We start from the raw sequence: 23,381 nt of genomic DNA on the forward strand, positions 1-23,381 counted from the left end.
TCGACGCGCTGACCGAACTGCTGCGCGACGCCGCCAAACGCGGCGAAGTGTCGTCGAAGCGTCTGACACCGGTGGTCCTCGAGGTGTTGCACGCACTGGTCATCAAACGTCTGCTCTTGGACTCGCATGACCTGACCACTAAGGACATCACCGAGATCGTCGACCAGGTACTCCTCCCTCTCGTCGTCGGATGAGGTGATTCCGGAGCCCGGCCACAGCGCCGGGCGCAGATTTACTCGTGGAATCGGGTCAGACGCTCGCTCAGGACCCGGTCGAGCGCCGCCCGTCCCGCGGGACCCCACGCCGGCTTGCCGCCGGGCAGGCCGCGGTCCCCGTTCTGGCCCATCAGCATCAGGAAGAGGCTCTTCAGCGTGGCCAGCCCGCAGGCGCGCCGGACCGTCGCGTCGTCAGCCTCCGCGTACGCGGCGAAGAAGCGTGCGGGCGCGCCCGCCGGTAGCAGCACCCAGGCGGCCGCCAGGTCCCACGCCGGGTCGCCGACGGACAGGTCGCCGAAGTCGACAACGCCCGCCAGCGTCCCGTCCGCGACGACGACGTTCGCGGGATGCAGGTCGCCGTGCACCCACACCGGCGGACCCTCCCATGCCGGGGCCGCGACGGCGTCGTCCCAGATGGCTCGGACGTCGGCGGCGTCGGAGCCGATCGCGTCAGCGTCGACGGAGTCGAAGAACTCCTCGAAGCCGTCCGTGCAGTCCTTGGGGTGCGCGCCGCGGCCCGTATCAACCGGTGCGTCGGCTGGCGCTGCTACGTGCAGAGCCCGGAGGAACGCTGCCAGGGTGTCGGCCGCGTGCTCGCCGCGGGTGATCGACCCGTGGTCCAGGGGCAGGCCCGGCACCCACGTCATGACCGTCCAGATCTTGGGGAAACGCCCGGAGGGCGCACCAGTCCGCACCGGGATGGGGATTGGCAGTGGCAGGCGTGGGGCGAGCAGCGGCAGCCACCGGCGCTCCTTGAGCTGGTGACCGGGGTCGGTGTCCATGCGCTGGATCCGCACGGCCAGCTCGTCCCCGAGGCGCCACGTCTGGTTGCCCCAGCCGCCCTCCACCTCGCGCAGCGGCAGCTCGGCCAGGTCCGGATGCTGGTCCCGCAGCAGGTCGCGGACGAGACCCGCCGTGATCTCGGTCTCGATCTCGTCATGCGGTGCGACCATACTGGGTCCGGCCGTTCCGACGTGCGATCGATGCGCAAGCTCCAGAGCATCTCTCCTGAAGCCACGTGGGGAAAACGTACGGCTCGACCTCTATCCGGCTCTCGACGCGCTGAACCACGTCGCCCGTATTCCCGAGTGTCGGGCGCAGCCGCGGTCTGCCGGGTCCGGTGGCGTTTGGCCTGTCAAGCGCGGTCGTGGAGAGTGATCTGGTAGCCGTCGGGGTCGGCGAGGGTGAATGTCCGACCGAAGGGGCCGTCGATCGGTGCGGAGACGATGGTGTGACCGTCGGCGACGAGCGCGTCGTGAATGGCCTGGACGTCTGTGGCGTGGAGCCAGATCGCGGCACCGATGCCGGGCTGGGCAACGGATGCGAGATCGGTGCCGGGAACGACGTCGCGGAGTGCGAACGCGATCGGCTTCGTCTCGAACACGACGGCGTGCGGAGGCCCGACCGGCGAGCGGACGAGGCCGAGGTACTGCTCGTAGAACGCCTGCGAAGCGTCGAGGTCGCGCGCTTGGAGCGAGATGAAGTCGGGGCCGGTGGCGGGCATGATGCTGCTCCCTCTTTTCGTGTCAGTCTTCTGACACGCGTCAATCTATGTCAGAATGCTGACATGAGTCAAGACCGTATCGGCGTCGACCTGGACAAATCACTGGGCTACCTGCTGAAAGAGGCGTCGAGCGCCCTACGCGCGGCCATGGAGGCGGTGCTGCGGCCACTCGGGATGAGCGTGACGCACTACTCCTGCCTCGAGCTGCTGGCTCAACGACCGGGCTTGTCGAACTCCGAGCTCGCGCGGGGCGCGTTTGTGACACGGCAGTCGATGAACGTGCTGCTCCAGGCCCTGGAACGAGAGGGCCACGTGACCAGGCCCGCGGAGGCACCTGTCGGGAAGGTTCTTCCCACGCGGCTCACGCCCCGCGGCCGGCGGAGGCTCGAGAAGGCGACCGTAGCGGTCCGGTCCGTGGAGGTCAGAATGCTGGCCGGCATGACCGAGACCGAGCAGTCAGGCGCGTTCCGGATCCTGCAGAGCATGATCCATTCCCTGCGCGATGGCAACGACGGTGCATAGCTCGTTCCCCGGAGTGTCTCGAGGAGTGCAGTCGAGCATGAAAATCCGTGCAGGCATCCTCGGTCAAGCCGACGTGGAAGCGAAAGCCGACCAGCTTGGCGACGTAGGTCGGACCCTGCGACTGTGCGGCCCCGCCGCGCTGTGCGACCGCTATGAGGCGATGTGGATGCGTTTTGGATGAGCTGGGCGCCGCGCCCGATGCCGGACGCGGCGCCCAGTGATTCACCCCATCAGCGGAATCAGGAGATGCTGAACGGTGCGGACAGGTCGACGTCGTAGGGCGTGGTGTCGTTCTTGTCGAGTTGCAGGATGTAGTTGCCCGCCTGGACGGTGGGCGGTCCGGCCGCGTCGATGTCGCCCTGGCTCTCGCCCAACGTGGACGTCGGGAACGACAGGTGGACCACCTTGGACTGGCCCGCCGCCAGCGAAACCCGGGTGAATGTCACCAGACGCTGGGTCGGCACCAGCACCGAGCTGACCGGCTGTGCCACATAGACCGGCACGATGTCCACACCGGCCGTGGAGCCAGTGTTGGTGACCGTGAACGTCGCAGTGGCGTTACCGTTCCGGCGGACGGTGGGTGTCACCGTCAGCGCGCTGTTCGCGAACGTGGTGTAGGACAGTCCGTAACCGAATGGGTAGAGCGGGTTGTAGGCATGTCCCGCACCGCCACCGGTGCCTGGCAGCTGGTCGAAGAATTTCGGTTCGTCACCGATGGGGGACGGCGCGCTGCCGTCGAAATCGCCACCGACGGTCGGAGCGTCCGAGGGCCAGCTCACGGACAGCTTGCCGCTCGGGTTGATCTTGCCGAAGATCGCGTCCGCGACCGCCTGCCCCGCTTCGGTGCTGCCCTGGTATGCCATCAGCACCGCGTTCGCCTTCTCCGCCGAGCCAAGGCCGACAGGACGACCGGCGGCGACAACGACGATCACCGGTTTGCCGGTGGCTTCCAGAGCCGTGATGAGGGCTTGCTGGTCCGCCGGGAGCGCGGGCGCCGGGTTGTCACCGAGCGCTTCCGCGTACGCTTTCTCGCCGACCGCGACGACGTAGGCGCTGGCGGTGGGTGCCGCGGCCAGCGCACTGGCCTGGTCGGGGGCGAACACCGCGTTCGGGTCCTCGGCCTTGATACCCGCCTGGAAGGTCGTGCCCGGTGGGATCTGGTTGGGTGCGCCCATACAGCAGGTGTGCCCTGCGCCGGCAACGCCTTGCCAGCTCACGCTCCAGCCGCCGAGCTGGTTGGTCATCGAGTCGGCGCTGGGGCCGGTGACGACGACCTTGCTCGTCGGGGACAGCGGCAGCGCGTTGTTCTGGTTGCGCAGCAGGGTGATCGATTCCTGCGTTGCCTTGAGCGTCTGGTCGCGGCCGGCGGTGACCACCGCGTCGGCGGCGTTCGCGTCGACGCACGGCGTGTTCGGGTCGGCCACACACGGCTGGTTGAACAGGCCGAGCTTGAACTTCAACGTCAGGATCCGGCCCACGGCCTGGTCGATGCGCTGATGGGAGATCTTGCCGGTGTTGACGTCCTGCAGGATCGCCGCCTGCCACTGGTCGGGACTGTTGACCTCCATGCTCATATCGACGCCCGCGTTGACGGCGGCGGCGATCGCACCGGGCAGATCGGCCGCGAGGTGGTAGGCGGTCTGGATGGCCGGCACGTCCTGGTAGTCGCTGACGACGACACCGTTGAAGCCCATCTGATCGCGCAGGATATTGGTGAGCAGGTAGTGCGACGCGGTGGCCGGCATGCCGTTGATCGAGCCGGAGTCGACCATCACCGTATCGGCACCCGCGTCGATCCCGCCCGCGTACGACGGCAGGATGACGTCCTGCAGGTAGTTCAGTGGCAGCTGCGCCTCATTGCGGTCGTGGCCGTTGAGGGACTGCGAGTACCCGGCGAAGTGCTTGACGGTGGCGCTGACGTTGAGCGACCCCTTGCCGGCGGGGGCCTGCATGCCCTTGATGTTGGCGGCGCCCAGTGCCGCGGAGAGCACTGGTTCCTCGGCCCAGGTCTCGTAGAAGCGGCCCCACCGGTTGTCCCGCGCGAGGTCCTGCACCGGTGCGAAGGCCCAATTCCAGCCGGTTGCCCGCAGGGCGTTGGCGGTCACCTGACCGCCCGCTTGGGTGGCGGAGGGGTCCCAGGTCGCTCCCATGCCGATCGACTGCGGGAACAGCGGCGCCTGCCACGGGTGGCCGAAGCCATGCACGGCGTCCGCGCCGAAGACCAGGGGGATCTTCAAACGCGAGTTCTTGAGGTTGTACTGCTGGATCATGTTGTAGCTGTTGGCCCAGTCGAAGGCGGTGTTGCCGACGCCGCCCTTGCCGGTGGTGTCGATCGGATTGTCGGTCCCGCCGGCCAGGATCGAGCCGGTGTGGTTGGTGATCAGCACTTGCTGCAGGCAGGCAGGGCTCGGCATGGTGAAGCCGTCGGCGCCGCAGGCTCCGGTCGCGGTACTGGTCACGTTGTCGACCAGTTGCTGGTCCATCTGGCCGACCTTCTCCGGCAGCGTCATGGCGTGGAGGAGGGAGTCGACCCGGTCGGCAATCGGCCGGTTGGCGTCCAGCCACGGCGTCGCGGACGGGGTGGCGACGGCGTTGCTGCTGCCCGCGAGAGCAACCGCCGCGATGGCGGCGACGACCGTTGCCCAGGTCGTGGCTCTTCTGGTGCGCGGGCGGAGGGGACGTGGGGTAGGTGACACGGGGACTCCTCTGGTCGGGTCTGGTTGTTTTCCTTTGACTGTCGGCGCGGGTGGGAACGCGGGGTGCTCGGTGGCCCCCGCGGCTTGTTCAGGGCTTACTTTAAGCATCGAACGAGGTAGTACGGCAGTCCCAGATTGAGATTGGGTCGCTGTTCGCATCGTGGACGCACGGCGACATGCCCGTGCTCCGCAAGACCTGGACCGAGCAACTCACGGCGTGGCCGGCCGACATCGAGCTCGTCGACGACGTTGGACAGGAACCTCTACCAACACGTGTACCTCGACGGCTGACCCGCGTTCCACGCGGCTGAGGGCGTCTATCTGGTCAAGGAACGCGCGGGCAGCCCGGGACGCGCGGGCGCCGCTGGCCGCAGCCAGGTTCCGGACCGTCTTTGGCACGAGTGGCCGGACGACGATGCCGCCGCGAGGCTCTGGCAGTCCGGCAGCCGGCAGGATGCTCACGTCCAGCCCAGCACGTCACCGAAGCCCATGCGCCAAGCTGGTTCCGCCAGGTCTCCCGCATCCCGCATCAACCCGAGCTGAACGACAAGCACTACATCGACGATCACGCTCTGGCGCAGATCCCCGCCGCCTTGCCTCTGATCGGTCTTGCTGGCGAGGAACAGATGTCGATCACCTGCGGTGACGGACGGCAGGTCCTCGCTCGGGGTTTCGACGATCCGCAGGCGATGCGCATGATCCTGCTGCAGATCCTCACCGGCCGCCGCGCCAGCGAGATCCGCACCTGCGAGTTCGACTGTCTCTCCCCAGTACCCGACCGAACCGTCGATACCGCCGAAGGCGAGGAGGTCGCCCGCTTTCGCTACGCCCAAAGCAAGATCGATATCGCGCCGGACAGCATCCTCGTCGACCGTGAGGTCGCCGCGGTCATCGAAGAGCAACAGCAGTGGATCCGTGACCGGTTCCCTGAACTCCAGCCGCACTTCCTGTTCATACAGCGCAAGGGCAACAGGACCGGCACCAAGCCTTACCCGGCCGGCACCTACACCTGGATCCTGCGCGAGTTCAGCAAAATCGTTCGGATTACCGACAGCAAGAGCCGGTCCCTGCAGCTGAGCCACACGCACCGCTTCCGACACACCAAGCTAACCCGGCTCGCCGAGCTCGGCTTGCCGATCCACGTCCTGCAGCGTTACGCCGGGCACGCCAGCCCGACGATGTCCATGCACTACATCGCTCAACGCGAGGAGCACGCCGAGCAGGCGTTCTTGGCCACCGTGAAGCTGAAGTCCGACGGCACCCGGGTGCTGTTCTCCCGCGAGGACCACGACAGCATGCACCTGTTCGACCGCGCCGACCGGTTCCTGCCCAACGGCTGGTGCACGTTGCCTCCGCTGCAAACCTGCGACAAGGGCAACGCATGCTTGGCCTGCTCGGTTTTCGTCACTGACGAGTCGCATCACCCCGCTCTGCAACGGCAGCTGACCGAGACCGAGGACCTGATCACCCGCAGCATCACCGCGTTCGAGCAACGCCATGGCCAGCCGATGCCCGAGGACAACGTCTGGCTCGCCCAACGCCGAGCCGAATACGCCGCCCTGACCCGGCTGCTGACCGCCATGCAGGACAACCCCGGACGAGCAGTGCAAGGCGCCGGCTGCGGCACCGCGCCAGCGGGCCCGGTCCCGCTCACACTCGACCTCGCCCGCCACCGGAGGACCAGGCCATGACCGACGCCCGCGCTCAGCGCATCACTGTCCTCACGGCAGCCGCCAAAGCCAAGTCAGCAGCCAAAGTCGCCGCCGCCGAGAAAGGTATCCGCGCACTCGTCAAACGCGGCGAACCGATCACCTTCCAGGCCGTCCAACGCGAAGCCGACGTTTCCCACGCCTTCCTCTACAACCACACCGAACTACGCGGCCGCATCGAGCACCTGCGTGCTCAAGCCCGACCCACCCCCGCCAAGCCCAAGCCGGCGGACTCCGAAAGCACTCTGGTGCTGGCTCTCACCGGGCAAATCACCCACCTCAAGAAACAACACCGACAGGAAACCCAGGCGCTACATGCCGCCCTCGAGCAAGCCCACGGCGAAAACCTCGACCTCCGACGAGAACTCACCCGGCGGGGTTGGTCAGGAAACACCACCCCCGACAACCACGACTGATCCCGTCACATCAATCGCAGGAACGCAATGACCTGCCGAAACATCACCAATTCAAGATCAAACCGTTGATAACGGCCGGACCGCTGAGCACGAGATTCTCCCGCCGTTCGATCCACTCCAGGGTGATCAGGGAGTTCTGGGTGGCCTCCCTGATCGAGGACTCCTCCGGCCGCCAGGACGACAACGTCTTGCCGTTGGGCAACTGGGCTTTCTTCCGGCGCATGCGCCGGGTCGCGGCGTTGCGCCCGGCGACTTCCTCATCCAGCAGTACCCGCAGGACCTCCGCGGGGTCCCAGCGCTGCGCCCGCGCGGTCGCCAGGACCTCCGGTGCGGCTTTGCGCAGATAAGGCAGCCGCATCCGGCGCAGCAACGCCTCGAGCTCGCCGGGCAACGCGGGGCCGTTCGTCGTGGTGACCGTCATTCGCCCAACGCCTCCCAGGCCGAGGTCCCCGGCTGCGCCGAGTGGTCCTCATCCGGGCGGACCACCTCACCGATCGAGGCCGAGGTGGCCAGGTGATCCACGATCGAGGGCAGGTCCTCCTCAGCGAACCGGCCCGCGATCGCCGCCAGCCCGAGGGTCTCGTCGACCCTCTGCGGATCCAGGGCGGCGGCGAGCTCGAGGGCCTTGACCATCTTGACCCGAATCCGGGTGACGCCGGTCGAGGCGGCCTCCACCGGCCAGCGATGCGCACCTTCGCCCAGCGCGAGGAACGCGACCTCGGTCGCGGTCCGCGGCCGGATCTTCGGCGGCCGGGGCGACCCGGTGCACCGGGCGGCGGAGTAGTGCGCGTCGAGGATCCGCGGATTCCCCGGCGTGGAGAGCCGGTCGCGGGTGATCTCGGCCAGCCCGGACTTCGTCACTGCAGTGACGGAGCTCGTCGCTGACGACGCGCATCCAGACTCTGGTGCCCTGATGCCCGTCCGGGGTCGAATACCGCACCGACCCGAACCTGACCGTCTGATCCGACTCGACGATCCGTTCCTCGCCCAGCGCCAGCGCATGCGGGCGTTCGGGCAGGACATGCAGATAAGCGCGTTCGATCGCCAACCGCGCGATCGGGGTCACCGCGGTCTCGCGGTGAACGCGGGCGTTGACCCGCTCGCACCACTCGAAACACGCGTCGGCCAGCTCGGCGAACGAGGCGTACTCCGGTCGCAGGTTCGCGCTCGTCGGCACGAGGACAGCCTTGGCGATCTTGACGGTGTTCTCCGACCCGCCCTTGGATTCGGGATCGAACGGCTCACAGGTCTCCACTTTGCAGCCGTAGTGCCGGCCCATCGAGACGATGTCGGGGTGACGGACCGGGACCCCGGCGACCCGATCCATCGTCACCGTCCGGGGGTTGTCGGTCAGCAGATACGTGGGGGCGCCGCCGATGCGCCGCAACATCATGTCCACACAGGACACCAGAGTTCCTAACGTCTGGTCCCAGACGGGGATCACCACCCGGAACCGCGACCAGGACAGCCATCCGCAGAACAGCTGCGTCCGCCGGCCGGCGACCTTCGGGCCCTCGCCCCAGTCGAATTGGCACCACATGCCCGGATCGGGGATCCAGGGTCGGTACTTGCGCCGGTGCCCGGCCTTCCACGCGGCCTTGGCTCGGGCCACCGCGCGGCGGGTGGTGCGGTCGGTGCCGGTGAACCCCATCGCGACCAGGCGTTCATGCACCACATCCGCACGGACTTTTCCCGCCGAGGCTTCCACGAGTTGCTCGATCTTCTCGGCGAACGGGTCGATCTTCGGCCGTGTCACCGGTCGCCCAGTCGGGTCGCCACCGGCGTCGCGGATCGCGACATACCGGGCGACGGTCTTCTCATCCACTCCGGTCAGCTGCGCGGCCGAGTGAGCGCAGCGTGTCAGGTCGAACGCTTCCAGAATCTCCATGATTTTCCTGTCAGACTTGGTCACGAGGGGCCCTCCTCGGGCGGCTGGTCTGGAACCTCACAAACCAGAGCCAACCCGCCGGGCAGGGCCCCTCCCTGCATTGATCAACAGGGCGTGTCGCGCCCCACGGCCAAGTCCGTCAATCCGGAGATTTCATGTCCGCCAGCCCGGAGCCCGATGTCTGCCCACCCGGATCTTCCGGCGTCCGCCGACAGAACGTTCTCCTCGCCACTTACGCTCCCCGGTCACCCGATGTGAACCGGTGAAGCGTGTTCCTTCGCGAGGACCCAGCACCGACGACACGCTCACCCTCCCGGTGGGGAATTACGTGAGCGACGCCCTGGGTAATTACGTGAGCGAAAACCCCTCAGACCTGGGGAAATACTTGAGCGCTGACACTCCTGGGCCGCCATATGGCATCCCAGCGGATACGCGCACCGCAACATGCCTGACGTGCCTTGACCACCTGCATAGGCCACCACCAGGGGAAATTCACGATCACCCCTAGATAAGAGGTGATAACCGTAGGTTAGGCGAAGAATGGCTTCATTCGCAGAGCGACCGTGCTGTAATCACGTGGCGGTCCGGGCCGGACGCACCTCACCAGGCTGTTTCAAGTGTCGTCGTCCATCAGTGCCGCAACCATCGGTGCGTAACGGTCCCCGCTGATCGCGGCGGCCGGAAAACTGTTTTCCAGCAAGGCCAGGTCCCGATCGGTCAGGGCGAGGTTCGTTGCTTCGAGGTTCTCTACCAAGTGCCGCGGGGTCTTACACCCAACGAGGGCCAGGGGAGCTGAGCGCCGCGAGAGCACCCACGCCAGGGCGACCTGTGCCATGCTCGCCCCGTGACTGTCGGCGACCCCGCGCAGCGGGCCGAGCAGCGCGAGGTTGTGGCCGACGTGCTCGTCGAGGAACCGGGGAAAATTGTGGCGCCAGTCGCCCTCGTCGAGATGACTCATGCCGTAGACGGCACCTGTAAGGAAACCCCGGCCCAGCGGCGCGTAGGCCCACAGTCGCACACCTAACTCCTCGGCCGCCGGCAGGATCGCTGGTTCTACGTGGCGCTCCCAAAGTGAGTACTCGGTGAGAAGTGCGGAGATCGGCTGCACGGCACAGGCGCGCCGTAACGTGCCGACGGCGACTTCGGACAGGCCGATCCCCCTGATTTTGCCCGCTTCCAGCAGCTCACCGAGCGCACCGACAGAGTCCTCGATTGGCACTTTCGGGTCCACCCACGCCAGACAGTAAAGGTCGAGGTGATCAGTGCCCAGGCGCTTGAGGGAGTTGTCGCATGCCGCGCGCAAGTACTCGGGCGAACCGTCGAGGATCTTGCCCTGCTCCGCGTCGGAGCGGATACCGGTCTTCACCGAGATCGTGATGTCGTCGCGATGGCCGGTCAGTGTGCGGCCGATCAGCTCTTCGTTGGCTCCGTCGCCGTAGTAGTCGGCAGTGTCGATCACGGCGATCCCGCTTTCCAATGCAGTGCAGATGGTGGCGGCGGTCTGCTCTGGATCCTCGATGCCATAGGCGCCGATCATGCCCAGGCAGCCGAGGCCCAGATCGCGAGTAGTGGTTTTAGGGTCAGACACCGGACAGTCCTTTCATCAGCGATCGTTCGAGCAGGCTGGCCACCTCGGTGGGGGCGGCCTGTGCGTGACAGTCTCGGGCGATCGAGCTGGCTCGGTCGGCGTAGCAGGGTGAATTGAGTACCAGTTCGACGAGCCTGGCGATCTCGCGTCCCGGAGTGGTGCTGCTGGCTTGAACACCGCATCCGCTGGCTACCAGGTGCTCGGCGTTCACGAACTGATCGGCGAAGTGCGGGATAGCTACCTGGGGGACGCCGAACGAGAGAGATGTCATGGTCGTTCCCGATCCGCCGTGGTGCACCACCGCGGCGCAGGTGCCCACGATGGCGGAGAGTGGAGTCCAGACCGCCTCGCGGACGGCCAGCGGCAGGCGCGTGGGATCACCCAATTTCGCTCGGTCCGATCCGCGCATGCCTACGACGACGTCGAGGTCACGCTCGACGAGGGAGGCGACGATGTCGGTCACGAGCGTCCCGACGTCGCCGTATCGGGGCAGCATCGTGCCCAGCGTCACGAGAACACGGCGACGACCGGACCGGGTGAGCAGGTGCGGAGGTACTCGGGCTGCTCCGTTGTAGGCCACATACTTCATGGCCCAGTCCGGAGCGATCAACCTGTCTCGCAGGAAAGAGGGTGGGCACACGCCGATGCTCCGCCAACGGGGCCCCGGTTGGAGTCCCTGGCTGGCGAGGAAGTGGAACGCGGCCTGCCGCACGTCGGGGTGTAGCGGGATGCCCCAGTGGAACTCGACGTGGGGGCAGTCGATCCGGGCGGCGGCGATGGCGGCCGCGTAGGCCGAGGTCTCGCTGACGATCACGTCGGGGCGCCACGCGGCGCCCAGCTCGGCCACGCCGGTGTGGGTGAGCGCCGCGAGCCGCCCGAAGCCCTGCCCGGTGCCCTGCCGGGCAGCACGCTCGGTGGGCGGCTGCCGTGGCGGGTCATCCCCGGCGTCTGGGCGCATCACCGCCGTCATGTCCATCGGAGGCGCGGTGGCTACGGCGGACAGGCCAGCCGCGGTGATTTCCGGTAGGAAGTTCTCGGGAGCGCCCACGAGGACTTCGTGCCCTGCGGCGCGCAGTGCCCACAGGAACGGCACCATCGGGAAGAAATGCCCCTCAGCGGGGTTTGTCACGGCCAGGACACGCACGAGGAGTTCCTCACCACTCGACGTCGAGGGTGCGGACCAACCGGTGCATACCCGGCCATAACGTCATCGCGTCATTCCCCGCCAGGCGCAGGCCAGAGTGCCGTCGCGCGAGCTCGCCAAACGCCGCGGTAAGCAGCGCCCGGGCGAGGTGCATACCCACACAGGATCGGGGCCCGTATCCGAAGGTCAGGTGCCGGTTCGGGCTGCGGTCGATCCGCAGCCGGCCGCCGTCCTCGAACTCCGCCTCGTCCCGGTTGGCCGATGGGAACACGACCATGACGTCGGTGCCGCTCTCCAACTTGACGCCGCCAAGGGCCACCGGACACGTTGTGCGCCGGGTGAGCGCCTGGATGGGCGAGTCGAAACGGAGCAGTTCCTCGACCGCGGCCGGGGCGAGGGTCGGATCGGCGGCGAGCGCTTTCCAATCGTCCCTGTGGGTCAGCAGCTGGTAGACCCCGAGCCCGAACGACGACGTCGTCGTGCTCTGACCCGCCCCGATCAGCGCGATGAGCGTCTCGACGGCCGTTCGTGCCGCTGCCTGGGGGCCGGGCGCGTCGGGGGAGTCTGCGATGGCGGTGAGGATCTGGGAGATGAGGTCCGTACCTCGGCGGGCCATGCGTTCGGCGACATAGCCGGTCAGTATGGTCTGGTAGGGCACGACCATGCGGGCGAGGTGCAGCTGCGTCGTCGCGTCCAACGCGGACCCCGCAGAGCTGAGCACGGACAGCGCGTACGCGCCCTCCACGAGCGCGGGCAGATCGTCGCCGCGGAAGCCAAGGGCTATCGCCTTCCCGTAGATCGGGAGCGGTCTTCCCACGGTCATCATCAGGTCCCCAGGCCCCTGATCGTCTAGCGCGTCGAGTAGCGCGAGTACCGTCGCTGAGAGCTCGGTGTGCATGGCGCGCACTCGCTCGGGGCTGAACGCGCGGGCGATCGGCTCGCGGGCTTTCAGCCGTGCCGCGTCGCCGGGCTCCTCATCCGGTGTGAACGGTGGGAACGCCTTCTGGAGCTCGGCCCGGGCGTCGTCGCTGAGGACCTCCATCACCCGCAGCACGCCGGCCATCGAGAAGGTATCCACAGCACCCAGCACCTGACGGACGTCGTCGTACCTGGTCACCATATAGGCGCCGGTTGCGGGTGCGTAGAAGACCGCCTCCTCGCGCCGCGCCCTGGCGTAGAAATCCCACGGGGACGGTTGCAGCCGGATCGGGTCGTACTGGTCTCCGACCGTGGCGGGTTCAGGCGTGGTTCCGGACATCGACAGCCTCCTTGTCCCGGTTCTCCTTTGAGACTCCGCCGCGCGTGTTGTGCGGTGATCGAGCATTGGTCGACCACCGGGAATCACGGTGGGCTGGAGTGCCACCGTGTGCGCTGGTGCCGAAGCCGGATGTAACTCCCCGAAGGCAGGTACCCGAGTTGACCAGGACTGAAATTACGGAGGTCGGAGCAGACCACGAGTCCGCGGCTCCCACCCCGCAGCACTTCCACGAAGTACTGCTTGCCTACTGCGGTTCGAAGGCGCTCATGTCGGCTGTGGAGATCGACTTGTTCTCCACGCTCGCCGGTGGAGTGACCATGACCGAAGACGAGCTCCGCAAGGAACTGAGCCTCCACCCGCGGTTGAGTCGGCACTTCCTGCAGGTGCTCGTCGCGCTCGAACTTATAGAAGAGAACGACGGCCACTACCGCAACAGCTCCGCCAGCGAGCGCTACCTCGACCGCGCCAAGCCTACCTACGTCGGTGGTTTCGCCGAGACGACAAACGACACCTTCTATCCGGCTTGGGGCAAGCTCACGAAAGCCCTGCGCACCGGTCAGGCCCAGGCGCCGATCCCGCCGGACGACGGAGACCACTTGTTCCGGGTCAATGTGCACACCGAGGCCGACCGCGTGCGCCGGTTCATGACGGCCATGGACTCCCATAGCACCGCGATGGCAGGTGAGCTGTCTCGCCTGGTCTCTTGGGAGCAGTACGCGACTTTCGCCGACATCGGCGGCTGCCGCGGCAACCTCGCCGCCAACCTCGTCCTCGCCCAGCCCCACTTGAAGGGGATCTGCTTCGATCGCCCTCAGTCCGAACCGTTCTTCGACGAGCACATGGCCGCCCTCAACACCACGGATCGGGTCGGCTTCCAGGCCGGCGACTTCTTCGCCGATCCGCTGCCGCAGGTCGACGTGCTGATCCTCGGGCACGTGCTGCACGACTGGAGCCCCGAAAATCGCGCGATCCTCATGCAGCGTGCGTACCGGGCGCTCAACCCCGGCGGGATCGTGGTCGTGTACGACCGCATGATCGACGGCTCGCCGCTCGACCTGCACCGGCTCTTCTACAGCCTCACCTTCATGCTCGCGTCGGGCGGAGGCTCCGAGTACAGCGTCGAGCAGTGCTCGCAATGGCTTGCCGACGCCGATTTCCAGAACTCGGAGTGCCATCGAGTCCTCGCCGATCACTCAATCATCATCGGCCACCGCTGAACGGACGCCTTTTCCCACGACGACCACGAGAGGTGTGGAAGTGAGCGACACCCATGTCCCCGTCCTGATCATCGGCGGAGGTCTCACCGGTCTTTCAGCCGCGCTGTGCCTGGCACGGCTCGACATCGGATTCCTGCTGATCGACCGGCATACGACGACCTCGCAGCACCCCAAGGCGCGGGCGATCAACCCGCGCACGACTGAGGTGCTCGGCGCGCTCGGTCTCGGCCCGGCGCTGGCGGAGAACCGATCCCCCATCGCGGACAACAGTCAGCTCATCCACGTCCACTCCCTAGCGGGTAAGGAGCGCATCCGGCTGCCGCGGGCCCCGCACGACGAGGTGAACTTAGTCAGTTCACATGGCTGGTCGCTGGTCGACCAGAACCGCCTTGAACCGGTGCTGATCGAGCAACTCCCCGACGGCGCGGGCGAGGTCAGGTTCGGAACCGAGTGGACCGCGCTCACCCAAGAGGAGGACCGGGTCCGCGTGCGGATCCGAGACCGACAAACCGGTGTAGAGCACGACGTCACGGCCGACTATGTGATCGCCGCCGATGGTGGGCGCAGCCAGGTGCGCGCAGCGCTCGGAATCGAGGAAGAGGGGCCAGGGACGCTGTCGTCGATGGTGAGCTACTTCTTCCGTGCTGATCTCACCCCGTACCTGAGAGATCGGCGGATCATCGCGGCCTACGTACTCAATGATCAGTTCAAGGGCACTCTCATGCCCCTTGACAACATTGACCGTTGGGTCTTCAACGTCTCGTACTACCCCGAGCAGGGCGAGGACCCGGCCACGTTCGACCGCGAGTGGTGCGTGCGCAAGACCAGAGCCGGGATCGGGATACCGGACCTCGACGTCGACGTGCTGAGCGAGGAGTTGCTGCCCTGGGAGATCGCAGGCCGGGTGGCGGCACACATGCGGCAGCGGCGCGTGTTCATCGCGGGGGATGCCGCCCATGTTATGCCGCCGACGGGTGCCTTCGGGGCGAGCACGGGGATCCAGGACGTACACAACCTGTGCTGGAAGATCGCGTACGTGCTGCGCGGCCAGGCTGGCGACGACCTCCTCGACACATACGAGACCGAGCGACTGCCAGTCGCCCACCTCGTCGTCAACCAGTCGATGCTGCGGTTCACTATTCGCCAGGGCAGCACGCTTGAGGACGTCTCCGACGGGATGCTGGACGAGCTCGCCGTCTCCTTCGGATACCGCTACCCCGTCACTCAGGCGCCACCGGGACGGGACTGGCACGTCGACGATCCTCGCGAGCAGCTTGCCGAGCCGGGGTGCAGAGCTCCGCACGTCGTGCTGGGTGACGGCGAAGGAGCGGTCGCCTTGCACGATCTCTTTGCATACGGCCGCTTCACGCTGCTAGTCGATGGGAGTGGGGCTGGTTCGGCCGGACTCGCCGCTGACCTCGCCACCTACACGTGTCCGCTGGACACTATTCTGATCGGTTCTGGCGGCGAGCATGCCGACCCGCAGGGTGAATGGCGACGCGTCTACGGTCTCGGGGTCGGGGGCGCCGTGCTGATCCGGCCGGACGGCTTCATCGCCGCCCGGTGGCCGGAATCTCCAGACCGCGCAGCCATCCTTACCGCGCTCGACACGGCGGTGCGGTTCGACGAAGATGAGTCCATCGGGACGCGTTTCCGGCCGTTCGCCGTCGATCCCCAGGACGAGATCCTTGCCGAGGCACGAGCCACGGAGCCGGTGTTCCACTCACCCGAGCTCGGCGCTTGGATCGTGACCCGGCACGAGGACGTCAAGGCGATCCTCGGCAACACCAAGGCCTTCAGCCTCGCGACGGTCCCCGACCGGCTGGCTAAGCTGACCGACGAGGCCTACGCCGAGCTCGCCAAGACCTTTTCCGAGGTGCCGGTGGCCATCCGAGAAGACGCGGTCGATGAGGCGCGCAAGCGGGTTCGGGCCCCGATCATGAAAGCCTTCGACCCGGAACGCATCGCGCAGCGCAGCGGGCAGCTCCTCGCCGAGATCGACGTGCTGGTCGATCGATTCGAGGCCCGTGGCGAGGCGGATCTCATGGCCGAGTTCGCCCGGCCACTCCCGGTCCGGGTCAAAGCACCGGTGCTCGGCATCGATCTGGACGACTACGACGAGTTCGTCGATGGCACCTACCGGTTCATGAAGCTCCACTCGGTTGCGGCCCAGCTCCCGGCCGACGAGCAGGTGTCCCTCGCCGGCCAGGTCGTTGGCTATCAGAGGCTGCTTGATCGGTACGCCCGCGAACGCCGGGAACAGCCACGGGACGACCTCTTCAGCGATCTGATCCGTGCCATGGCCGCCGGCGATGCCCCGCTCACCGTCGCTGAGCGTAAGGCGATCGTCGACGGAATGACGGGCCTGATCGCGGCCGGCCACTTCACCACGACCGCGGCACTCGGCACCAGCCTGCTTGAGCTGCTCCGCCGTCCCGCATTGTGGAAGCGGCTGGTAGCGGACCCGAGCCTGGCGGCCGCCGTGGCGGACGAGTTGGTCCGCTACCGCAGCCCGTTGCGCGGGCTCATGCGCCGCACCACGAAGACGGTGCAGGTGGGGACCGTGACGCTGCCCCCGAAGACTGAGCTGATGATCAGCTACCAGTCGGCCGACCGCGACGGAGACGTGTTTCCGGACCCTGACGAGATCCGGCTGGATCGCGGGCCGGTCGAGCACTTCGGGTTTGGCCATGGCCCCCGAGCCTGCGTCGGCGAGGCACTCGGCCGGCAGATCCTCACGCTCACCCTCCGCCGGCTTGCCCAACGCCTACCCAGCCTCGAGCTTGTGCCCGGCCACGAACCGGTCTACCTGCCTGGGCTGCATGTCATCCTTGACAGCCTGCCTGTGCGCTGGACGGTCAGCGGATGACTGCCCAGACGCTGAAGGTCGTCAGCGCCGATACCGAGGCGGCCAGCCGCACGAAGTGCCATCGACGCCAGGCCCCGCGCGGATCTTCGTCGGCGGGGCAGCGGCCCGACTTGACTCGGCGGTTGATCGGCACGTTCCCGAACTGGGACACCACGGACACCGTGAGCTGGCACGCCAGCGCCGCCACGGTCAGCGGTGCGGGGCCCGCCACGATCAGCAGACTGGCCATGCACAGAACTGTCAGCACGACGATCGGTGGCATCACCTTGTCGAAGTGCCGGCCGAACACGATGTGGGACGCCACGTACTCGTCGTAGGGCAGGGTACGGAATCCGGGGATGAGGCTCAGCGCGACGCAGCACATGACGCCAGCGGTGACGCCGGAGCCCAGGAGCGCCAGCACAGTCAGCAGATCTTGCATGAAACCACGGTGACGGTACGAGCTCAGAGTGCGCTAGAAAATCCCGCCTAAATTATTTCTGGAGAGGCTGTCGCCATGATCCGATCGTGCACGAATTTTCCTGAAGGAGGTATCCAGTGACCGAACAACACCGGACACTCATCGTCGCTCGTGCTGACCGGCGGTCGTTGGCCGACATCGGACGGATCTTCGCCGAGTCCGACGACACCGGACTGCCGCACCGTCTTGGCGTCCGCAGGCGGTCGCTGTTCCACTTCCGCGAACTCTACTTCCACCTCATCGATGCCGACGCGCCGGTTCTGGGCCCGCTCGAGCAGATGCGAGACGACCCGGACTTCCGCAGCGTCAACGAGCGCCTAGCGAGGTTTGTCACCCCTTACTCACCCGAGTGGCGCAGTCCTGGAGACGCCATGGCCAACGAGTTCTATACGTGGTCATCCGGGGAGTGTCCGTGGGAGGGAGAGCGATGACGACGGAAGACCTGCAGGCCCGGCACAAGGCTGCGGACGACGTGCCCGCCCGGACTCACCGCGGTGGGGCGATGCGTCTGCTGTTCGGGCCGACCTCCGGTTGCGAGGACGGGTTGTTCGGCGTGCTCGACCTTCGGGTGGCCGAGGTGTTCCGCGAGCACTACCACCCGTTTTCCGAAGAGTGCCTCTTCGTAGTCTCCGGCTCCGTCGTCGTGAGGGTCGACGGCGACCGCGTCCCGCTCGGCGCGGGCGAGGCGATCCGTATTCCCCGCAACGCCCGTCACCGCGTGGTCAACGAATCCGAAGAACCCGCCCGGGTGGTGTTCAGCCTGTACGGCATCGCGCCCTCGCCGGAACTGGGACACGTAGAGACCGAGCATGCGCCGGAGTAGCCCCGACACGGCCGCAATCACTGGAGTCGGCGCGATAGCACCCGGACGCATGGGGCGGGACGCGTTCTGGGAACTGATCTCGGCCGGCCGGACCGCTACCCGCACGATCAGCAGCTTCGACCCGGCGCCGTTCCGCTCACGTGTCGCCGCCGAGTGCGAATTCGACTTCACGGCGGTCGGCGACGACCGAATGCGCGGTGCCGACCGCGTGAACCAGCTCGCCGCAGCCGCAGCCGCAGAGGCATGGCAGGACTCCGGGCTTCGCGCCAGCCGGGACCGAATCGGGGTGGTGGTGGGCAGCGCAGTCGGGTGCACCATCGCCCTCGAACGGGAGTACGTACGGGTCAGTGGGCGGGGCGCACACTGGCTGGTCGATGCGAGCCGCGCGGGGAACCACCTGCACGACCACCTCGTTCCCAGCAGCATCGCCCGCGCTGTCGCCTGGACCCTCGGCGCGGAGGGGCCGTGTCGTATGGTGTCGAACGGCTGCACATCGGGCCTCGACGTGGCCAGACACGGCCTGCAAATGCTGCACGCCTACGACCTCGAAGCGGTCGTCGTCGTGGGAGCCGACGCGCCCATTTCGCCGATCACCGTCGCATGCTTTGACGCCATTAAAGCCACGAGCTCGAACAACGACGATCCAGCGCACGCCAGCAGACCCTTCGACCGAGACCGCGATGGGTTTGTACTAGGGGAAGGGGCGGCCGCGCTGGTGCTGGAGAAGCCGCACAGCGCCGAGAGCCGCAACGCCGACATCTACGCACGCTTGCTCGCGGCGCAAAGTCGCGCGAACGCCTACCACATGACCGGTCTCCGTACCGACGGCAGGGAACTGGCGGAGGCCATCTGTGCGGTTCTCGACGCGAGCGGCCTGGATGCCGACGACATCGACTACGTCAATGCGCACGGCTCTGGCACCAAGCAGAACGATCGGCACGAGACAGCGGCTGTGAAGACCGCGCTGGGCCACCATGCACGGTCCACACCGATGAGTTCCATCAAGAGCATGATCGGCCATTCTCTCGGCGCTATCGGCACTCTGGAGCTGGCCGCCTGCGCGCTGATGCTGCGCCACCAGTTCATCGTTCCCACCGCCAACTACCGGACCCCCGACCCCGAGTGCGACCTTGACTACGTGCCCAGTGAGGGCCGTGCGGCGCGGGTGCGTGCCGTCGTGAGCGTGGGCTCCGGTTTCGGTGGTTTCCAGAGTGCGGTGGCCCTCGCTCATAACGGCTGGTCGGTATGACGGCTGTCATCACGGGAATCGGAGTGTGGACTTCGTCCGGCAAGGGGTGCGAGGAATTTTGGAAGACTGCGTCCGCCGGCACCGTGACCCTCGGCGAACTGACCCGGTTCGACCACAGTGGTTATCCCTTCGCTCTGGCTGGTCAGCTGCGAGACCACGAGGCCACCGACATCCCGCCCCGGCTATGGGCACAGACGGACGTGTGGACCCGGCAGGGGCTCGTCCAGAGCGCCCTTGCCCTGGAGGACGCTGGGCTGGACCTCTCCGCGGTTGCCGAATATGACGCCGGTATCGCCCTTGCCAGTTCGGCTGGTGGAGTCGAGTTCGGCCAGCGTGAGATCCAGGCCTTGTGGGGTGAGGGTCCACGCCACGTCAGCGCATACCAGTCCATCGCTTGGTTCTATGCGGCGACCACTGGGCAGACGTCGATCTACCACGGGATCCGCGGCCAGTGCGACGCTGTGGTCGCGGAAGGAGCGGGCGGGCTGGATGCCCTGGCAGTGGCTGACCACGCGATCGGAGACGGTACCCAGTCGATCATGTTGTGCGGCGGCACCGACTCTGCGCTCAGTCCGTACGGCATGGTGTGCCAGTGGTCCAGCGGGCTGCTGTCCGGCGCCACCGACCACCGCGACGCCTACGTGCCCTTCCGTGACGACGCAGGGGGTTGGGTGCCCGGCGAGGGGGGTGCGGTCCTGGTTGCGGAGAGCCCGAGCGGTGCCGCCCGGCGATCTGCCGAAGTATATGGCCACATCGTGGGGTGCGGGGCCTCGTTCGATCCGCCGCCGGAGAGCGGACGCCGGTCGACCCTGCGCGTGGCGATCGCCCATGCGCTCGCCGAGGCGCGGGTCCGTCCCGATGAGGTCGACGTCGTCTACGCCGACGCCGCGGCGGTGCCCGGCTGGGACCACGCGGAGGCGGAGGCGCTGGCCGAGGTGTTCGGCCCGCGCGGGGTGCCTGTCACCGCACCGAAATCGGGCTACGGTCGGCTCTACTCAGGCGGCGGAGCCGTCGATGTGGCAACGGCGTTGCTTGGCATGCGGCACGGCCTGATCCCGCCGACCCCCAACGGTCCAGCCTGGCATCCGCTCATCGACGTCGTTAGCACAGTACGGGAGACGAACGTGGACGTCGCGCTCGTGGTTGCTCGCGGGCACGGTGGCTTCAACTCGGCTGTCGTGCTCCGACGCGACGGTGACGCGGTGCCTGTCCGGTGAGGATTCAATAGGCCAACAACGGAATGGGAGCTCATGGCTGTTTCGACGGAGAACACGGTATTCATCAAGGCGCCGCTGGAGCTGGTCTGGGAGGTGACCAACGACGTCGCGAACTGGCCGTCGCTCTACTCCGAGTACGCCGCGGCCGAGATCCTCGAACAAGACACGCAGCGGGTCATCTTTCGGCTGACGACCGTCCCCGACGAGGAGGACAGGACCTGGACCTGGGTATCGGAGCGGCGCCCCGACCCGGCGACACACACAGTCCAGGCCAAACGGATCGATCCTGGGCCGTTCGAACACATGGACATCTTCTGGAGCTACCGGGAGAGGGACGGCGGGACGGAGATGTTGTGGCGGCAGGAGTTCCATCTGCGCGACGACGCGCCGCTGGACGACGAGACGATGCGCGCCCGGATTAATGCCAACACTCTCGTGCAGATGGGCCTCATCAAACAGCGGCTCGAGGAGTGGGGACTGGACGACGAGACGATGGAGGAGCAGGATGACTGATCTGACAGGCAGGCGGGTACTCGTGACCGGCGGCACTCGGGGCGTCGGGCGCGGCGTGTCAGTGGCCTTGGCTCGACACGGGGCTGTGGTCGTCGCTGGCTATCAGGAGGATACAGACGAAGCCGACCGCACCCTTGAAGAGTTGACGGCGCTGAACTCTGCCGGACACCGTATTGTCCGGTCCGACATCACCACTGGAAGCGGCCGGGCCGATCTCATTGAGGCGTGCGAAGGTACGCTTGACGGATTGGTCACCTGCGCCGGCGCGATCAGCCATATCAAGCTTGAGGACCTGTCGATCACCGAGTGGGAGCGAGTCCTCACCACCAACCTCACTGCCGCGTTCGCCCTCACGCAGGCGGCCATCCCGGTGCTGCCGGCCGGTGGGGCCATCGTGTACGTGGGGTCGAAGGTCGCTACCGTCGGGGTGCCCCTACGGGCGCACTACACCGCGGCGAAAGCCGCTCTCGTGGGCCTCATGCGCAGTGTCTGCAAGGAGCGCGGGCCGGACGGTTGGCGGGTCAACGTTGTCGCCCCCGGTGTGATCGAGTCACCGGCGGTCGACTCGCTGCCGCAGGGCGTCCGCGCCCGCTACGAACACATGACGGCGCTCGGCAGACTTGGCCGTCCTGACGAGGTCGGGGAGGTGGTTGCGTTCCTGCTGAGTCCGCAAGCGTCGTACGTGACGGGGGAGGTAATCAATGTCGACGGCGGAATCTGAATTCCTCGCGGTCGGACGAGTGAAAGTACTGCTGTGGTGTCGTTACCGTGACGACGAAGAACGTCGGGAAATCGTACGACGATTCGACCGCATCGGCGACCTGCTTCGGGGGACACCCGGCTTGGTGAGCAGCGAGTTGCTCATCTCTGTGAGCCGTTCTGGTGGTTTCGCGGTGCTCAGCGAATGGGCGAGCCGGGCGGAGTTCGAGGCATGGGAACGGGGAGATGAGCACCGTCTCCAGACCGCGGGTATGCGGCCTTTCCAGGATCCGGGACGCAACCCGCCCTTCGACGTGTTGGAGGTGTCGCGTGCCAGCGATGCGGCGAAGACCGTGACCACTCAGCGGGAACCCTCGTGACACAAGGAGATTGACGATTAGCGAGGAGTAGTTGCATGTGTGCGCGATGCACTGAACGACGGTTGTCAGTGCCGCCCTCGAAGCATAGACTCGTGCCAGATTGCGTCCGGCGCCGGTGAAGCGTTCGAAAAGTCGACGCACCAGCGTTTGTGGCCGTGGCATGCGGCGGGGGCTCTGTTCGACATGAGAGCGGCGCATCGAAGAGCGACCGAGGGGGATGTCGTGAAAATCAGTGTACTAGGAGATCTCAACGTTGAAGATGGTGGCTGCAGGTTCACTCCGCATGCCACCAAACCGAGGCAGCTCATAGCCCTGCTGGCACTTAACGCGAACCATGTAGTCAGCAAGACGACTCTGATCGAAGAGCTCTGGGACGCGAGACCCCCGCAGAGCGCGGTGGCCACGCTTCAGACGTACATCTTTCAGCTGCGGATGGGCCTGACCTACACACCCGCCTGCGGCGGCGACCGCGGCGAGGCACGCAAGCGGTTGATCACCAAACCCCTGGGCTACGAGCTGCGTCTGGGTGACGGCGAGTTCGACGTCCTCGAGTTCAAGGCCGGGATCACTCAGGCTCTCGCCGCGGCGGAGGCTGGAAGGCACGCGGAAGCCGTGGCCAAGTACGGGGCTTGTATTGCGATGTTCCGCGGCCCGGCGCTAACCGACGTCTACAAGGGCCCGGTGCTCCAGTCGCATTCCCGGCATCTGGAGGAGTTGCTGCTGTCCGCGCACGAGGCCCGCGTCCGGCACCTACTGGTGATCGGGAGGTTCTCCGAGGCCATTTCCGATCTCTCGTCCTTGACTGTGCGCCATCCGCTGCACGAGGGGCTGCATGCCCAGATGATCCGCGCACTGAGTCGTTGTGGGCGCAGGAGCGAATCCCTCAAGTTCTACCAGGACATCCGGCAACGGCTGATCGACGAGGTCGGGATCGAACCGTCGGTCGCATTGCAGGTTGCGCAACGGGAAGCGCTGTGCTGCGAGAGCTATGCCTCGTGAGCCCCTACCCCTACC

The 23,381-nt window shown here is 66.8% G+C and carries 24 protein-coding genes; 15 read left to right on the forward strand and 9 right to left on the reverse strand.

What is annotated here, in order from left to right:
• Positions 1–194, forward strand: a 194-nt coding sequence (locus tag JWQ81_RS37745) for a TetR/AcrR family transcriptional regulator C-terminal ligand-binding domain-containing protein (RefSeq protein ID WP_297540100.1), incomplete at its 5' end; no start/stop codon positions are given.
• A gap of 38 nt (positions 195–232) precedes the next feature.
• On the opposite strand, the gene JWQ81_RS37750 is transcribed toward JWQ81_RS37745, so the two are convergent.
• Both JWQ81_RS37750 and JWQ81_RS37755 read right to left on the reverse strand, forming a co-directional pair.
• Entirely contained in the window at positions 233–1,168 is a 936-nt protein-coding gene (locus JWQ81_RS37750) for a phosphotransferase (protein ID WP_297549372.1), read from the reverse strand.
• Positions 1,169–1,350: 182 nt separating this feature from the next.
• Entirely contained in the window at positions 1,351–1,719 is a 369-nt protein-coding gene (locus JWQ81_RS37755) for a VOC family protein (RefSeq protein ID WP_297549373.1), read from the reverse strand.
• A gap of 63 nt (positions 1,720–1,782) precedes the next feature.
• On the opposite strand from JWQ81_RS37755, the gene JWQ81_RS37760 reads away from it, so the two are divergent.
• Both JWQ81_RS37760 and JWQ81_RS37765 read left to right on the forward strand, forming a co-directional pair.
• Positions 1,783–2,241, forward strand: a complete 459-nt coding sequence (locus JWQ81_RS37760; protein WP_297549375.1) for a MarR family transcriptional regulator — start codon at positions 1,783–1,785, stop codon at positions 2,239–2,241.
• Between the two features lie 37 nt (positions 2,242–2,278).
• A complete protein-coding gene (locus JWQ81_RS37765; protein WP_297549377.1) occupies positions 2,279–2,422 on the forward strand; it encodes a hypothetical protein in 144 nt (47 codons plus the stop codon).
• A 58-nt stretch (positions 2,423–2,480) separates the two neighbouring features.
• Here JWQ81_RS37765 and JWQ81_RS37770 read toward each other — a convergent pair whose 3' ends face one another.
• Positions 2,481–4,937, reverse strand: a complete 2,457-nt coding sequence (locus tag JWQ81_RS37770) for a glycoside hydrolase family 3 N-terminal domain-containing protein (RefSeq protein ID WP_297549378.1) — start codon at positions 4,935–4,937, stop codon at positions 2,481–2,483.
• 626 nt (positions 4,938–5,563) lie between these two features.
• Here JWQ81_RS37770 and JWQ81_RS37775 point away from each other — a divergent pair.
• Both JWQ81_RS37775 and JWQ81_RS37780 read left to right on the forward strand, forming a co-directional pair.
• Positions 5,564–6,628, forward strand: coding sequence for a tyrosine-type recombinase/integrase (locus tag JWQ81_RS37775; RefSeq protein WP_297549381.1), 1,065 nt, complete (start codon positions 5,564–5,566; stop codon positions 6,626–6,628).
• A complete protein-coding gene (locus JWQ81_RS37780; RefSeq protein WP_297549383.1) occupies positions 6,625–7,062 on the forward strand; it encodes a DUF6262 family protein in 438 nt (145 codons plus the stop codon). Before JWQ81_RS37775 ends, JWQ81_RS37780 begins: the two co-directional genes overlap by 4 nt.
• A gap of 43 nt (positions 7,063–7,105) precedes the next feature.
• On the opposite strand, the gene JWQ81_RS37785 is transcribed toward JWQ81_RS37780, so the two are convergent.
• The 5 genes from JWQ81_RS37785 to JWQ81_RS37805 form a co-directional block, all read right to left on the reverse strand.
• Complete coding sequence (locus JWQ81_RS37785; protein WP_297549385.1) at positions 7,106–7,483, reverse strand: ATP-binding protein; 378 nt, start codon at positions 7,481–7,483, stop codon at positions 7,106–7,108.
• Positions 7,484–7,603: 120 nt separating this feature from the next.
• The gene (gene istA, locus JWQ81_RS37790; RefSeq protein ID WP_297549386.1) at positions 7,604–8,974 is read right to left on the reverse strand and encodes an IS21 family transposase; all 1,371 of its coding nucleotides are present in this window, start codon (positions 8,972–8,974) and stop codon (positions 7,604–7,606) included.
• A 589-nt stretch (positions 8,975–9,563) separates the two neighbouring features.
• Complete coding sequence (locus JWQ81_RS37795) at positions 9,564–10,538, reverse strand: aldo/keto reductase (protein ID WP_297549388.1); 975 nt, start codon at positions 10,536–10,538, stop codon at positions 9,564–9,566.
• Positions 10,531–11,682, reverse strand: a complete 1,152-nt coding sequence (locus JWQ81_RS37800) for a nucleotide disphospho-sugar-binding domain-containing protein (RefSeq protein WP_297549389.1) — start codon at positions 11,680–11,682, stop codon at positions 10,531–10,533. The genes JWQ81_RS37795 and JWQ81_RS37800 overlap by 8 nt, the downstream gene beginning before the upstream one ends.
• 10 nt (positions 11,683–11,692) lie before the next feature.
• Positions 11,693–12,940: a cytochrome P450 gene (locus JWQ81_RS37805; protein ID WP_297549391.1), complete on the reverse strand. Its 1,248-nt coding sequence runs from the start codon at positions 12,938–12,940 to the stop codon at positions 11,693–11,695.
• Between the two features lie 158 nt (positions 12,941–13,098).
• Between JWQ81_RS37805 and JWQ81_RS37810 the strand changes: the two genes are divergently transcribed.
• Together JWQ81_RS37810 and JWQ81_RS37815 are read left to right on the forward strand one after the other, a co-directional pair.
• Positions 13,099–14,157 carry a methyltransferase gene (locus JWQ81_RS37810; RefSeq protein WP_297549393.1) on the forward strand — a complete coding sequence of 353 codons (1,059 nt, stop codon included), beginning with the start codon at positions 13,099–13,101 and terminating at the stop codon, positions 14,155–14,157.
• A 40-nt stretch (positions 14,158–14,197) separates the two neighbouring features.
• The gene (locus JWQ81_RS37815) at positions 14,198–17,026 is read left to right on the forward strand and encodes a cytochrome P450 (RefSeq protein WP_297549394.1); all 2,829 of its coding nucleotides are present in this window, start codon (positions 14,198–14,200) and stop codon (positions 17,024–17,026) included.
• Here JWQ81_RS37815 and JWQ81_RS37820 read toward each other — a convergent pair.
• Complete coding sequence (locus tag JWQ81_RS37820; protein ID WP_297549396.1) at positions 17,016–17,447, reverse strand: DUF1772 domain-containing protein; 432 nt, start codon at positions 17,445–17,447, stop codon at positions 17,016–17,018. The two genes, JWQ81_RS37815 and JWQ81_RS37820, sit on opposite strands and share 11 nt — an antisense overlap.
• Before the next feature lie 116 nt (positions 17,448–17,563).
• Between JWQ81_RS37820 and JWQ81_RS37825 the strand changes: the two genes are divergently transcribed.
• From JWQ81_RS37825 to JWQ81_RS37860, 8 genes are read left to right on the forward strand one after another with little or no spacing between them, the layout of a single operon-like run.
• Positions 17,564–17,917, forward strand: a complete 354-nt coding sequence (locus tag JWQ81_RS37825) for a TcmI family type II polyketide cyclase (protein WP_297549397.1) — start codon at positions 17,564–17,566, stop codon at positions 17,915–17,917.
• A complete protein-coding gene (locus tag JWQ81_RS37830) occupies positions 17,914–18,309 on the forward strand; it encodes a cupin domain-containing protein (protein ID WP_297549399.1) in 396 nt (131 codons plus the stop codon). Before JWQ81_RS37825 ends, JWQ81_RS37830 begins: the two co-directional genes overlap by 4 nt.
• Complete coding sequence (locus JWQ81_RS37835; protein ID WP_297549401.1) at positions 18,296–19,558, forward strand: beta-ketoacyl synthase; 1,263 nt, start codon at positions 18,296–18,298, stop codon at positions 19,556–19,558. Before JWQ81_RS37830 ends, JWQ81_RS37835 begins: the two co-directional genes overlap by 14 nt.
• A complete protein-coding gene (locus JWQ81_RS37840) occupies positions 19,555–20,775 on the forward strand; it encodes a beta-ketoacyl synthase N-terminal-like domain-containing protein (RefSeq protein WP_297549402.1) in 1,221 nt (406 codons plus the stop codon). The genes JWQ81_RS37835 and JWQ81_RS37840 overlap by 4 nt, the downstream gene beginning before the upstream one ends.
• 33 nt (positions 20,776–20,808) lie before the next feature.
• Positions 20,809–21,288 carry an SRPBCC family protein gene (locus JWQ81_RS37845; protein ID WP_297549404.1) on the forward strand — a complete coding sequence of 160 codons (480 nt, stop codon included), beginning with the start codon at positions 20,809–20,811 and terminating at the stop codon, positions 21,286–21,288.
• Between the two features lie 22 nt (positions 21,289–21,310).
• The gene (locus JWQ81_RS37850) at positions 21,311–22,009 is read left to right on the forward strand and encodes an SDR family NAD(P)-dependent oxidoreductase (RefSeq protein ID WP_297549406.1); all 699 of its coding nucleotides are present in this window, start codon (positions 21,311–21,313) and stop codon (positions 22,007–22,009) included.
• Positions 21,990–22,367: an antibiotic biosynthesis monooxygenase gene (locus JWQ81_RS37855; protein ID WP_297549408.1), complete on the forward strand. Its 378-nt coding sequence runs from the start codon at positions 21,990–21,992 to the stop codon at positions 22,365–22,367. Before JWQ81_RS37850 ends, JWQ81_RS37855 begins: the two co-directional genes overlap by 20 nt.
• Positions 22,368–22,406: 39 nt before the next feature.
• Positions 22,407–23,366, forward strand: a complete 960-nt coding sequence (locus JWQ81_RS37860) for an AfsR/SARP family transcriptional regulator (RefSeq protein WP_297549409.1) — start codon at positions 22,407–22,409, stop codon at positions 23,364–23,366.
• Positions 23,367–23,381 lie beyond the last annotated feature (15 nt).

It is taken from the genome of Amycolatopsis sp. (assembly GCF_025464955.1).
GTDB lineage: Bacteria > Actinomycetota > Actinomycetes > Mycobacteriales > Pseudonocardiaceae > Amycolatopsis.

Coding starts and splice junctions, on each gene's coding strand:
- JWQ81_RS37750 (WP_297549372.1), bottom strand. CDS start 1,168: ATGGTCGCACCGCATGACGAGATCGAGACCGAGATCACGGCGGGTCTC.
- JWQ81_RS37755 (WP_297549373.1), bottom strand. CDS start 1,719: ATGCCCGCCACCGGCCCCGACTTCATCTCGCTCCAAGCGCGCGACCTC.
- JWQ81_RS37760 (WP_297549375.1), top strand. CDS start 1,783: ATGAGTCAAGACCGTATCGGCGTCGACCTGGACAAATCACTGGGCTAC.
- JWQ81_RS37765 (WP_297549377.1), top strand. CDS start 2,279: ATGAAAATCCGTGCAGGCATCCTCGGTCAAGCCGACGTGGAAGCGAAA.
- JWQ81_RS37775 (WP_297549381.1), top strand. CDS start 5,564: ATGTCGATCACCTGCGGTGACGGACGGCAGGTCCTCGCTCGGGGTTTC.
- JWQ81_RS37780 (WP_297549383.1), top strand. CDS start 6,625: ATGACCGACGCCCGCGCTCAGCGCATCACTGTCCTCACGGCAGCCGCC.
- JWQ81_RS37785 (WP_297549385.1), bottom strand. CDS start 7,483: ATGACGGTCACCACGACGAACGGCCCCGCGTTGCCCGGCGAGCTCGAG.
- JWQ81_RS37805 (WP_297549391.1), bottom strand. CDS start 12,940: ATGTCCGGAACCACGCCTGAACCCGCCACGGTCGGAGACCAGTACGAC.
- JWQ81_RS37820 (WP_297549396.1), bottom strand. CDS start 17,447: ATGCAAGATCTGCTGACTGTGCTGGCGCTCCTGGGCTCCGGCGTCACC.
- JWQ81_RS37830 (WP_297549399.1), top strand. CDS start 17,914: ATGACGACGGAAGACCTGCAGGCCCGGCACAAGGCTGCGGACGACGTG.
- JWQ81_RS37835 (WP_297549401.1), top strand. CDS start 18,296: ATGCGCCGGAGTAGCCCCGACACGGCCGCAATCACTGGAGTCGGCGCG.
- JWQ81_RS37840 (WP_297549402.1), top strand. CDS start 19,555: ATGACGGCTGTCATCACGGGAATCGGAGTGTGGACTTCGTCCGGCAAG.
- JWQ81_RS37845 (WP_297549404.1), top strand. CDS start 20,809: ATGGCTGTTTCGACGGAGAACACGGTATTCATCAAGGCGCCGCTGGAG.
- JWQ81_RS37855 (WP_297549408.1), top strand. CDS start 21,990: ATGTCGACGGCGGAATCTGAATTCCTCGCGGTCGGACGAGTGAAAGTA.